Raw genomic sequence first — 12,993 nt, 5'->3', positions numbered from 1 at the left:
GACCTATGGCCTATTTTTATGATTTAGCCGTACGTTTACACGCGTCTTAAGTAAAGAACTACTTCAAGACTTATTACCATCTATCTTATAAATACGATGGTATCATAAATGTAAAGCGCTTACAACAAGGGAATAAAAAGAATTTATGAAAATTCTTTTTTTGATTTATGTCATTTTATAAAAATGTATCAAAATATCAAGAAAATAATTCATTTCCATTACTTTATTTATTGTATTTACTTTTGATTGTATATTTTTAATGTCTTTTATACGATTCAAGTTATACATACTAATTCAATAGACACAAATATTCTATTGAATTAGTAATTGTATTCATATTTGTCAAAAACAATTGTGAAATATGTAACTAATATTTTACAATTGTGGTACCAGGAGTCTAGATATAGCAATGTTAAAGAATAGTTTAAGATTTATGCACCATGAATGTAAAAATACTACATTGTTATATTAAATTTAATAATTACTTGATTTTTATTATTCTTACACATAACATTTAAGTAAATACTTAAATGTTATTGGGGGGAGGATTTTTATTGAATGATCTTTTTAAAGCTTTAGCAGATCCAACAAGAAGGAAAATATTAGATTTGTTAAAGGAGAGAGATCTTACTGCCGGAGAAATAGCTTCTCATTTCAATATGTCAAAGCCCAGTATTTCTCAACATCTTAACATTCTGAAACAATCAAATTTAGTTAAAAATCGAAAAGAAGGGAAGTATGTCTATTACACATTAAATACAACCGTTGTTCAGGATATTTTGAATTGGCTTATAAGTATTAAAATCGGGGAGGAAAATAAATAATGAGGAAAAAAACATGTTCATATCTTATTATTATGATTAGTTTAGTGGTAAGTTTCATATCTTATTTTAAATTAGGGGATGAGAAGATATGGATTCTAAGCATTATGCCCACGATAATGCTTATTTCAAATGTAATATTTAATATATTAGTGAAAAATACATTATTAACTGAGGGAAACCTAGAAAATCAACTTGATTTAAGAATCATTTCTAATGCAATGTTAATGTTGTTATGTATTATTCATTTAGTAATTGTAAGTACTGAGTTTGGATATACTATTACTTTTGAATTAGTAGTGGGTATAGCAACTGGTATATTCATTATGGTTTTATCTAACTTTATGCAGCGAGTAGAACAAAATTATATATACGGAATAAGAACCCCTTGGACATTAAAGAATAAGGAAGTATGGAGATTAACTAATCGATTCTCTGCAAAAATCTTTTTTATTACAGGTTTAATGATAATACTATTATCAATTTTAACCCCGAAATTTGTAATTTTAAGTATGATTAGTCTTGTGGCAATTGCTGCTTTAATATCTGTGTTTTCTTCATATATATTTTTTAGGAAAATTGAGAATAAAAATATACAAAGTTGATTACAAGTAAAATAATATAAAGAACTCAAAAGATGATCTATAATAATAGGTCATCTTTTTTTGTGAAATGAAAGGGCTATTAATTTTACAATTAATAGCGTAGAAAACTATAATTTGGATTTTATGAAAAAATGTATTAATTTTTAAAAAAATGCGAATTAAATCACCATACTTCCAAGGAAATTATATCCAATAGTGTAATTTATTTTAGATGCAGTTTGTTTAGTGTGGGGAAATTAGGCTTAGTAATTGTAAAACATAATATTTTATAAAATTAATATACTATTTGTGATAAATTTGTGAAATTTTGTGTCTAAAGATATCATTCAGTGTGTAGCAAATAATCTGTATATAAAAATTAAAAGAGTTACAATGTTGTATCAATTAATTAATTAGCTACTTAATTAATTGTTCTTATTATAGTTATTAAATTTGGAGGGGTATATGAAACGGTTATACGGTTCTACGCTTGTTTTAACAGGAATTTTTATTTTTATTTTATTTCTGATGGGATCTCAAAATAGCTTACCTAAAAATCCTATAAGTAATTTAAAGAGTTTTACTGTAATGAAAATTTTCCCACAAGGATGGGGGTTTTTTAGTAAGCCACCTCGTGATGATTATACATTTATTTTAGATGAGAATGGAGAATCTGCTGTGGGTTGGCCAAATAACACTATCAAAAATGCATTTGGTATAAATCGTGGTGGTAGATCACAGGGGATTGAAATGGGATTACTAGTGGCACAAGTACAAAAAGAAAAATTCAATAAATGTGACGAAGATATTGATATATGTGTTAAAAAAACACATGAAAGAGTGAAGGTCAAAAATCCAACACCTAAACCAATTTTATGTGGGGATTATACACTAGTAACAAGAAAAGTAGTACCTTGGGCCTGGGCAGGAATTACATCGCCTTCAGAAATGTCTTCGGAATTTGTAAAGGTGGAATCAATATGTTCAAAAAAATAAATAGTTTTGCTTATAATTGGGCGATTTCTAATAATCCTTGGACTAGTGTTTATGGAGTAGCCAGGTCGTTAATAGCCTTATCTACCTTAGTTACTTTAATTTTTAATGATGTTTCTACATTATTCAGGCCTGTTGCGGGGGTAGAAGAATTTCCAGCATGCTCAATTTATTCAATTAGTATATTTTGCCTAGCTTCTGGTTCATATTTAGGGCTATTTAAGTGGTTAGCAGTTTTGATTTTACTATTAGTTGCTTCTGGATGGAGACCAAGGTACACAGGTGTTTTACATTGGTGGGTTGCGTCTTCAATTCAAAATACAGCTATAACTCTTGATGGCGGTGAACAAGTCGCAACTGTGCTGACTTTGTTACTAATCCCAGTCACATTATTAGATAAGAGAAAATGGCATTGGGAGACTGGTTTAAAAGAAACAACATCCAATTCTCAATTGCATTTTAGAATAATATCTTTAGTCTTTTTAGTTGCTGTAAAGATACAAATGTCTTTCATCTACTTCCAAGCAGCAATTATTAGATTGAAGAATCCTGAATGGCTAGATGGAACAGCAGTATATTACTATTTTAGTGATCCTATGCTGGGGTTGAATAGCACCTTAGCGAATCTTATAAATCCATTACTGGCATCACCTTTTGTTTTTTTCATAACTTGGGGTACTACAATTATAGAACTGTTTTTAGCAGCTTCTCTAATTGGTTCAAATAAATATTGGAAAATATATCTTTACTCAGGTGTGTTATTACATGCTGGTATTGCTATAGTTTTAGGATTACATAGCTTTTCGATAATTATGTGTGCAGGTTTAATTTTGTCCTATTATCCATTAAATAGAGAATTTAAATTTATATCAAAGTTAAATTCTCTTAAGACTAAAAGTGAAAAGGACATTTTAGATAAGAAAAAATTTGTATCTTAATAGTGGTTATCACCGACTTATTCTATAAAAAGGGAGAAATAAAATGAAGAAAATTGTAGCATCATTGATGAGTTTTGCTCTTTTAATGGGCGTAATGTTTCAAGGAAGTATGCAGGCTAAAGCCGCTGTAACAGAGGCAAGTGTAAAAGTTTTTTCTGGTGAAGAATTATTTAAAGGATTATTCTTTGGACAAGGAAAAGTGGCAGAAAAATTACCTAATTTCTATTCTAAGGAGTTAAGAAAAGCTACAAATACTCCTGAGATGGAAAAACAAGCTAATGATTTAGTGGGAAAAGTTAAAGAAAAAGATGCTTCTTATCTAGCAGAGTTAGAAGCTGCGGTTTATTCTAATAATCCTCAAAAAATTGAAAAAGCCTTAAATAAAGGTGGAGAAATTTTAACAGATATTACTAAAGATATGGGCGTTTCATCGGCTAGCCTAGAAGTGGCTGAAGATGGGACTGGAACTGGGCGTTGTGCAGTTCTTGGATTAGTTGCAATTTATTACGCTGCAGTAGTGGCTCAAGTAGCTGCAGGTGCAGTATATGTTGCTGGCGCTGCAGTGTATTTAGCTACAGCAGCTGTTAATACATGGGGTAAATCTATGAATGGTGATAACCTATCTAATGATTTATTGGTACACGATATCGTTGTAAATCTTTAATTTCTAATTTTTGGCAAACAATACAAATGAGTTTAAGTCGGTTGAGATAATAAATGAAACAGTTGTTAACATATGTTTAGTTGACAACTGTTTTTATAGTTTTGAATAGGTGAAGTATCGGATAATAAATCTGTATTGATGTCAATTTTATAATTTTACTGTCGTATTGGATACAGAAAGGAGACCTATATGGGAAATATTATATTATTTGATGGAGAGTGTAATTTTTGTAACCAAAGCGTACAATTTATTATTAAAAGAGACACTATTGGTAACTTTCAATACGCCTCACTTAGAGGGGATGTCGGAAGAGAATTACTAGAACGATATAATATAGATGTAAACATAGAAAGTATAGTCTTAATTAAACATAGTAAATATTATATTAAATCAGATGCTGTAATAAATATTTGTAAAGAGTTGGATTATCCTTGGAAGCTAGCAGTTTTTCTATTATTAATTCCAAAGTTTATTCGTAATTTTTTATATGATAAATTCTCCAAAAATCGATATAAGTTATTTGGAAAACGAAATACTTGTCAACTACCTCCGCCAGAAATAAGGAGAAGATTTTTAGATTAATATATATAAGAATAATTAAATGAAAAATGGGAGAACATATTTTATTTAATGTGGCTGACATTGCACATTTTACACTTCCCCCTAAAGGGGCAAGCTGACTAACATCATTGGGATTCTTGCTAACAAAGGCGAATTCCATTTCTGGTATCGCTGACGTGCAAGTTGGTGGTGTGACATCGCCACTCTCATGACAAACCGATCGATTTGTGTTTAGATGTTTAAGCGTCAGCTCCTTGATGAAACATATTATTTTACAATATCATAAATTTGGAAAACGAAATCCATATGATATCTTGTTTTTAAGGAAAAGAAAATCCTTTTAAATTAAATCCAATATATTATCCAATTTTTCGTTCTTTTTTATGTTTAAATCCTCAAATAAAACACCATTTTTTATTACTAAATTTATTTTTGATAAATTTTTGATGTTCTTTATAGGATCATCAGGTAATACTAATAAATTGGCTTTTTTTCCTACATCTATCGTACCTACTTTTTCACTAATACCTAAAATTTCTGAATTACTCTTTGTAACCAAATGAAGTGCTTTCTTTTCATTGATGCCACCAAAACGAATCATATGATCCAATTCTCGCCATAGATCATAGTGTGATACATAAGCCATTGCCGCATCATTTCCTACACCTACACTAATGTCATTATCAATTGCTTGTTGAAAACTAATCATCATATTTGTATACACGATTTTTGCGTTTTCAAAAAGTACATCATTGATATTTGTTATGTTCCTGTCTAGTAATGTATAGGGGTATGCAGCTTGAAATGTTGGAATCAGTGACGTATATCCTCGTAAGGCATTTGGATTTTGCTTATAAAGAGAAATGATTTCTTCATCCATCGTAGCGCCGTGTTCAATTGTATCTACACCACCTTTTAAAGCAATCCTAACTCCTTCGGTACTTTCTACGTGTGCGGCTACCATCATGCCAATTTTATGAGCTTCTTTACAAATAGCGTATACTTCTTCTTCGGTTAACTGAATTCTTCCTGCTTCACCAATTGTCTTTGCATCTGTGACGCCACCTGTTACACAAATTTTGATCAAATCTACACCTTGGCGTACATTTTTTCGTACATTTTTCACACCCTCCCAAGGACCGTCTGTTTCTAGGGCCAAATATGGTGCCCCATGCCCACCTGTGGCACTAATAAAGAAACCGGAAACTATTAGGTCTGGACCAATCAATTTTTCATTTTGTATATCATCACGCAATTTCACATCTTGATAGAAAAATTCGCCAACAGAGCGAAGTGTAGTTATACCAGATTGAAATGAGACTAGAGCATTTTTTTTCATTCTATTGTAAATAAATTTCTTTCCTAATTTTGTATCTAATAACTTAATTCCAAAATTTAATACTTCTTCACTAAAAGATAGTCCTGTAGGGCTTCCATCAGAAAATAAATGTGCATGTGCATTTATGAGTCCGGGCATAACAAACTGATTTTTTATATCAATTTGTTCATATTCCTTAGGAATAATTATATTTTGACGGTTTTCAATTTTTTCTATAATACCAAGATTATTAACTAGAATAACCATATCTTTTTCAATTTCTCGATTCATGTCGCCGTTTATAATAGTGCAATTAAGTAATGCCGTTTTCTTTTTCATATAATTATCATCCTCAATTTAAAAGTAAATTAATAATTTATTTAAATAAAAAACTATATTATTTTTCGCTTACTACATCTTCTCCTAATCATCCCTGAACTATACTCAATGTTTTATCGTTTTCCGACAGAAGACTCCTTCCTCAAAAGTGTTAAGGTGTGAAACACCAATTTTAGGTGGGAGATGAATGTCGGTTGGTATAAGCCAACATGTTTGCTACCATAGACTTGTACAGATTGCTCTTTGAAAACTGAAGATATGAGGTTGGTTGTAGAAAAACGTTGCAACCGTAAAATCTTCAACGTTCTTTCGCCCCACGTTTACTGAAGTTGCGAAAACCAAGCTAAAGTAGGAAGCGTGGTGAGTCAACGTATAAGATACTTATGTTTTCACCGTAGGGACTACGGGCATAGCCTGCTAAGATAACCGGTGGATACATCGGTGTTCGCAGGAATCTCCCACTTCAAAAAGTCTGTAAGAATATTAAGTGGTGAGTAGTTCAAAGTGGTTTTTATATAAACACAAACAATGGTTAGTATATTAAAGAGAAGAATGTAGGTCGGTACTAATAAATGTTGAAAGTGATTGTACAGAATTTTTGAAAGTGATTATACGCATTTCTTTTATTTTCTAATTTATCCTTTTCTAAATAGCCCTAATACCTCTGTTGATTCTGTAATATTTACAAAAGCATGTGGATCGACTTCAGAAATTATAGTTTTTATTCTAGCTAGCTCTACTCGTGAGATTACAGTCATTAATATATATTTTTTTTCATTTGAGTATGCCCCTTTCTCACTTAATAAAGTTACCCCATGTGCAAAGTTAGAAAGAAAGTTTTCTTTCATTTTTTCTACATGAGTTGTTACAATCATTAGAGTAATTTTTTGGTGTTTTGTGTGAATCATATCTATGACTTTCCCTGTAATAAAAATAGATACTAAACTGTATAAGGCAATATCCCAATTGAAGAAAAATCCAGAGATAATAACGACAATAGTATTAAGTACGATTAGGAATTTTCCAAGCTGAATATCTTTTTTTCGTGAAAGCAATATACCGATAATATCAAATCCACCTGTTGACCCATTGCAATTGAATACAAGTCCAATACCTATACCAGCAATAACGCCACCAAACAATGAAGAAAGGAGTACGTCGTTTGTCACTACATGTATTGGAATAGCATATAATGCTGTCGAAAATGTGATAACTGATAAAATTGTATACCCTATGAATTTTTTTCAAGTCTAATATAACCTAATATTATGATAAGTAAATTTAAAAGGAAATTAACTGATCCAGTATTAAAGGGTGTTAAAATTCCAATAATGATTGCAATTCCACTAATACCACTGCTTAAAACTTTGTGGGGGATTAGGAAGAGATTAAAGGAAAGTGCTGCAATGAAAGAACCAAAATTTTCACTTATCTCAAAACTTTAGAGGTAATTAAAATAAAAAGCATTTGATTAGGTTCAAAAACTAATAATAGGTTATCTGCTTATTGGAAGTAATTTATGCTATCACCCATTCTAATAGTAATGTTTTTACCTTGACTTAATATTAAACAAAATTAATAATTAATAGAAATACCTAAAAAGTGTCTTATTAATACCTTTTAGGTATAAGTACTAGGGAGGAGGAATGATAAATGGAATTAAGACACATTCGATATTTTCTGGTTCTTGCAGAGGAACTGAACTTTAGTCGAGCTGCGGAAAAATTACATATTGCCCAACCACCTCTTAGTAAGCAAATTAAAGAATTAGAAGAGGAAATTGGTGCTAAATTATTTAATAGGACAAAACGGCATGTGGAGTTAACTAATGCTGGGCAGGTATTTCTGGATAAAGCTTATCAAATCCTTGATCAAGTTGAACAAGCATGCATCAGCACAAGATTAACTTCTACCGGGACTGAAGGTGAACTTGTAATAGGATTCAGTGGATCAGTACAAGATCTTATCCAAACTATTCAAAGATACCGGGAAAGATATCCTAAAGTTGGAATCGTATTACAACAACTTAGTACACCTATTCAAGTTAAAAATTTAATTGAAAAAAAAATTGATATAGGAATTTTAGCTGCACCAATAAGTAGTAGTAAAATACATGTAAGGCCAGTCAAAAAGGTGTCATTTAAGGCTATTATTCCTGAAAAACATCCTCTTGCGCTCAAACAATCAATTTATATTCATGATTTGCAAAATGAACCTTTTATTATGGCAACTAGATCAGCGGCGCCATTTTATTATGATACGTTTATGAACCTGTTTCAAAATGTTGGTTTCGCACCGAAAATAACCGTCCAGGCAAATGATCTACAAACGGTTTCAGCATTAGTCGCAAATGGGATGGGGGTAGCATTATTACCTTCATCAATTAATCCATTAAATGGATTAATACAACGGAAAGTTGAGGATATAAATACTGAAATTGAGGCGTCACTTGCTTGGCGAAAAGACAATAAATCGGAAATATTAGAAAAATTTTTGGGGTTATATTTTGAATTTAATAATAATGGTGATGAGTTTATAAAATAGGTGATTTTTAGATATAATTAAGTTTGTTTTTGGTCTAAGTTTAAGCTTTACAGACTTTATCATTTTAGCCAAGAAGACTCCTTCCTCAAGGAACGCGAAGTGAGTAGGTGGGAGATGAATTGGCTTTGAACAAGGGATGGCAAGGAGCCATCTTAATTGTTCGACATACATAAATTGTTACTTCACTATCCATCGAATGTACGTTTGGTGTATAATAGTCATATACCGAAATGGAGGTGAATTAAATGATAATTAATAAAGCCTATAAGTTTCGTATCTATCCAAATCAAGCACAAGCAATTCTAATTAACAAAACGATAGGTTGTTCTCGTTTTGTATTCAATCATTTCCTATCCCTATGGGATCACGCATTTAAAGAGACAGGAAAAGGTTTGACATATGGTACATGCTCTGCCAAGCTTCCTGCCATGAAGAAAGAGTTTGTTTGGCTAAAAGAAGTGGACAGTATTGCGATTCAGTCGTCTGTTCGCAACCTTGCGGATGCGTATACACGCTTTTTCAAAAAACAAACAGCGCCCCGCGCTTTAGATATAAGAAGAATAACGTACAATCGTATACCACAAAACAAACAAATGAAAACATTGCCGTTGTAGGAAACAAAATAAAATTGCCAAAACTAGGTCTTGTTCGATTTGCCAAAAGTCGTGAAATAACGGGACGTATTGTAAATGCTACAGTTAGACGGAATCCTTCTGGCAGATACTTTGTATCATTGTTAGTCGAAACAGAAGTACAAGAACTTCCGAAAACAAGTTCTTACATTGGAATGGATGTAGGACTAAAAAATTTCGCCATTATGTCAGATGGAACAACTTATAAAAACCCAGAATTTTTTCGAGTATTAGAAGAGAAATTGGCGAAAGCACAGCGTGTCCTTTCTAGAAGAATGAAAGGATCTTCTCGTTGGAATAAACAACGAGTAAAGGTAGCTAGAATTCATGAATACATATCAAACTCTAGAAAAGATTACTTGGACAAAATTTCAACTGAAATCATCAAAAACCACGATGTTATCGGTATAGAGGATTTGCAAGTATCGAATATGTTAAAGAATCATAAGTTAGCAAAAGCAATTAGTGAAGTATCCTGGTCACAGTTTCGAACCATGTTAGAATACAAAGCAAAATGGTACGGAAAACAAGTCATTGTCGTATCGAAAACATTTGCTTCCAGCCAACTATGTTCTTGTTGTGGATATCAAAATAAAGACGTTAAGAATCTAAACCTACGTACATGGGTTTGCCCTTCATGTCAAACACATCATGATAGGGATATTAACGCAAGTATCAATCTAAAGCATGAAGCGATAAGGCTTCTAACCGCAAGGACTGCGGAGATAGCCTAATCAATTAGAGTTCGATAGAACCCTTTACTTAGGAATCCCCCACTTCTAAACGAAGTGAAAGTGGGGATAGTTCAACTTAAAGAGGTAGTTTGAAATCAAGCTACGGTTTTCAAGGATGTGGAGAAGGTATTTTCCACATCCTTATTTTTTTGGAATAATTTGTTTTTGTGTGTTAAAGAGAGGAACAGGAGAGATTTCTTATGGAAATTTATATGAAAAATATAGGGGAATTGTGTATTAGTTTTGTACAATAAAAACCGCACCAAATTTGATTGAAGAGGGGGATGTCCGTATTATTGTGGAAATAATGGGCGTCAGTCTACTCATCTTATTATTTTGTTTAACAGTTGCATTCAAAAGCTATGCAATTAATTATATTCTCGCTCTGTTTAAAAAAGTAAAGGTGTAATCAGTCCAATCTTTTGAATGAATTTGTGCAAAGAGAAATGGTCGTAGTAAAAGGGATATAACGAAAAGTATCAACTTGCTAAAAATGGACATGTAATTGAAAAAGTTAATTGCATTATTTTATGAATATATAATTATTATAATAATTCGTTTTATTGTAACATTTAACAGTTAATCAGGTGAAAAAACATGGTAAAATTTAACTGTAAGAAAATCTAAATTATAAATGGGGGAAGCGTTATGAAAGTTATTAAATCGAAATCATTAGTAAAACAATGTACAAGTATTGCTTTGGCAGGTGTAATTGGGGTTAGTGGTTTAGGTGCTTTCGGATCAAGTGTAAGTGCGGCTGAGAATATAAGTCATGTGAAGGAAAAACAAGTAACTCAAAATTATGACATATCAATATTGCAGTTACAAGACGCTATACAGCAAAAAAATGACCCTTTTATTAATCAAGTCAAAATTTTTATTAATAAGCATTTTCAGGAATCAGAATTTTTGTGGGGGAAAGTTAGTAATCCATTAAAAAAAGATATAGTAGATATACTTACAGGAGATAAAAAAGATTACTCTACAAAAATTAACAAAGCCCTAATAAATCACTTTAGAGAAGTACCATCATTACTAAAACAAGCAACTCCAAAATTTAAAAGAGAAATATTACAGTTACTTAATTATTTACCGAGATAAACGAAAAAAAGTTCTACTCAATAGGAGTAGAACTTTTTTTCGTTTATCTTCAGGCTGTGGAGAAAGTCTTCTCCACAGCCTGTTTTTGTGTCTGAACCTCTTTTTATGATGGGTGCTTTAAAAAATCATCGTGATGAACGTGTATCTGTTTCTGTAGAAGAGTTGGTTCCACAAGATCATTTCCTTCGTGCGATTGAAGCGACAATTAGTTTTGATTTTATTGAAGGGAAGTTACGCCCTTATTACTGTGAAAACAATGGACGTCCGTCAATCCATCCTATCGTTTTATTTAAAATGATGTTTATTGGATATTCTTACGGTATTCGTTCGGAGCGTCAATTGGAAAAAGAGATTAAAACGAATATCGCCTACCGTTGGTTTTTAGGGTTTTCTCTATCAGATACTATTCCAGATCATTCTACAATCAGTTGGAATCGTCGTACTCGCTTTATTCATACAAATATTTTCTAAGAAATTTTTGATGAGATTGTGAGGCAAGCGACAGAGTACCGGATGGTGGGAGGACGTGCGCTGATGACAGATTCTACGCACATTAAGGCCAATGCTAATAAAAATAAGTTTGTATATAAATATAAAAAAGAAAAGGAAAATTTTTACATAGACGAACTAGAAGCTGCGGTAATTGAAGATCGTGAGGTACACGAAAAAAAGAATTAAAACCCAGAAAGGAAAGTGATACTCCCACTAAAAAAACTCGTATAAGTACTACGGATCCAGATAGTGGATTTTTAATGAGAGATGGAAAACCGAACGGTTTTCATTTCTTTAGACCATCGTACGACTGATGCGAAGTACAATATTATTACAGATACTTATTTAACGGCTGGAAATATGGCAGATTCCGAGCCATATTTAGCGCGTCTACAAGCTCAAATTGATAAATTCGGATTTAAAGTGGAAGCAGTAGCTCTTGATGCAGGCTATTTTACAGGGTATATCTGTAAGAAATTATCGGAGAGAAATATATTTATGGTGATGGGGTATCACCGATTTGGAAAACGAAATAAGGAAGTACCAAAAAGCCAATTTAAATATGTAGAAGAAATGTGCATTTGCTTGTCCGATGGGGTGTATTTTAGAGTATGCGACAACGGATCGTGAAGGATATCGTCACTATAAATCCAACCCAGAAGACTGCGCTGTTTGTCCGCTACGTGAGGTATGTTTTTCAAAGAAACAAAAACAAAAAGTTATCACTCATCATATATGGTAGAAATATAAGGATATCGTTAAAAAAAACAAACTAACAGTTACAGGGAAAAAGTTGTACAAAGTACGCTGTTCAACTATAGAGCGAAGCTTTGCGGACGCCAAAGAACTACATGGCTATCGATATGCTCGATTTAGGGGCTGAAGTCGGTCCAAATGCAGGCTTATCTCACCGCAACTTGTCAAAACATGAAAAAAATAGCCCTCCATCTGACCAAAAATGGTCTGGTGGAGGGCTATTTTTTTGAAACTCTATTATTTTATGTTGTTTTTTCGTTTATCTTAATACACAGAAGAATCTATATTAACCAACATAGAACTAATAACAGATAAGAGATGAATATATTTGAATTTTATTAATTAAATCCAGAAAAAAATATCAGAATAGAAAATGCTTTAAGGCCTATTTGCAGTTGAATATTTATGGTATGAATATTGCCGTATTTCTTAGTATGCTAAAAATACAAGCCTGTAAATCACTTTGTTATGACTGTAAAGTAAAAGAAGGATATTGAACTATTTTATTATTTATAA

General features: G+C 32.0%; 9 protein-coding genes and 3 pseudogenes. 10 read left to right on the top strand and 2 right to left on the bottom strand.

All coding sequences use genetic code 11. The annotated features are described in order from the left end of the window. The first annotated feature begins 554 nt into the window (after positions 1 to 554). From QCI79_RS32410 to QCI79_RS32385, 6 genes are all read left to right on the top strand, one after another. Complete coding sequence (locus QCI79_RS32410) at positions 555 to 824, top strand: autorepressor SdpR family transcription factor (RefSeq protein WP_000998670.1); 270 nt, start codon at positions 555 to 557, stop codon at positions 822 to 824. Continuing rightward, positions 824 to 1,426, top strand: coding sequence for an SdpI family protein (locus tag QCI79_RS32405; RefSeq protein WP_001227945.1), 603 nt, complete (start codon positions 824 to 826; stop codon positions 1,424 to 1,426). Before QCI79_RS32410 ends, QCI79_RS32405 begins: the two co-directional genes overlap by 1 nt. 444 nt (positions 1,427 to 1,870) lie before the next feature. Beyond that, positions 1,871 to 2,401, top strand: a complete 531-nt coding sequence (locus tag QCI79_RS32400) for an SdpA family antimicrobial peptide system protein (protein WP_000827070.1) — start codon at positions 1,871 to 1,873, stop codon at positions 2,399 to 2,401. Beyond that, entirely contained in the window at positions 2,386 to 3,336 is a 951-nt protein-coding gene (locus tag QCI79_RS32395) for a sporulation-delaying protein SdpB family protein (protein WP_000473523.1), read from the top strand. Before QCI79_RS32400 ends, QCI79_RS32395 begins: the two co-directional genes overlap by 16 nt. A 43-nt stretch (positions 3,337 to 3,379) precedes the next feature. Continuing rightward, on the top strand, positions 3,380 to 4,000 hold the full coding sequence (locus QCI79_RS32390; RefSeq protein WP_000724589.1) for a sporulation delaying protein family toxin: 621 nt from the start codon (positions 3,380 to 3,382) through the stop codon (positions 3,998 to 4,000). Positions 4,001 to 4,189: 189 nt separating this feature from the next. Continuing rightward, positions 4,190 to 4,582, top strand: coding sequence for a thiol-disulfide oxidoreductase DCC family protein (locus QCI79_RS32385; protein WP_000526840.1), 393 nt, complete (start codon positions 4,190 to 4,192; stop codon positions 4,580 to 4,582). A gap of 319 nt (positions 4,583 to 4,901) precedes the next feature. Here QCI79_RS32385 and QCI79_RS32380 read toward each other — a convergent pair whose 3' ends face one another. Then, a complete protein-coding gene (locus QCI79_RS32380) occupies positions 4,902 to 6,218 on the bottom strand; it encodes a metal-dependent hydrolase family protein (RefSeq protein ID WP_000730548.1) in 1,317 nt (438 codons plus the stop codon). 635 nt (positions 6,219 to 6,853) lie between these two features. After that, positions 6,854 to 7,650: pseudogene (locus QCI79_RS32375) on the bottom strand (YitT family protein). A 221-nt stretch (positions 7,651 to 7,871) separates the two neighbouring features. On the opposite strand from QCI79_RS32375, the gene QCI79_RS32370 reads away from it, so the two are divergent. The 4 genes and pseudogenes from QCI79_RS32370 (at position 7,872) to QCI79_RS32355 (ending at position 12,792) form a co-directional block, all read left to right on the top strand. Beyond that, positions 7,872 to 8,762, top strand: coding sequence for a LysR substrate-binding domain-containing protein (locus QCI79_RS32370; protein WP_000423181.1), 891 nt, complete (start codon positions 7,872 to 7,874; stop codon positions 8,760 to 8,762). Between the two features lie 245 nt (positions 8,763 to 9,007). Further along, a pseudogene (tnpB, locus tag QCI79_RS32365) lies at positions 9,008 to 10,128 on the top strand (IS200/IS605 family element RNA-guided endonuclease TnpB). A gap of 648 nt (positions 10,129 to 10,776) precedes the next feature. Further along, positions 10,777 to 11,229, top strand: coding sequence for a hypothetical protein (locus tag QCI79_RS32360; RefSeq protein WP_000864460.1), 453 nt, complete (start codon positions 10,777 to 10,779; stop codon positions 11,227 to 11,229). A 105-nt stretch (positions 11,230 to 11,334) separates the two neighbouring features. Next, positions 11,335 to 12,792: pseudogene (locus QCI79_RS32355) on the top strand (IS1182 family transposase). Positions 12,793 to 12,993 lie beyond the last annotated feature (201 nt).

This window comes from Bacillus cereus group sp. MG1 (assembly GCF_040460035.1).
GTDB classification, from domain to species: domain Bacteria; phylum Bacillota; class Bacilli; order Bacillales; family Bacillaceae_G; genus Bacillus_A; species Bacillus_A cereus.
Note: the sequence above shows the minus strand (reverse complement) of the source record. Positions and strands in the feature narration are given on the sequence as shown.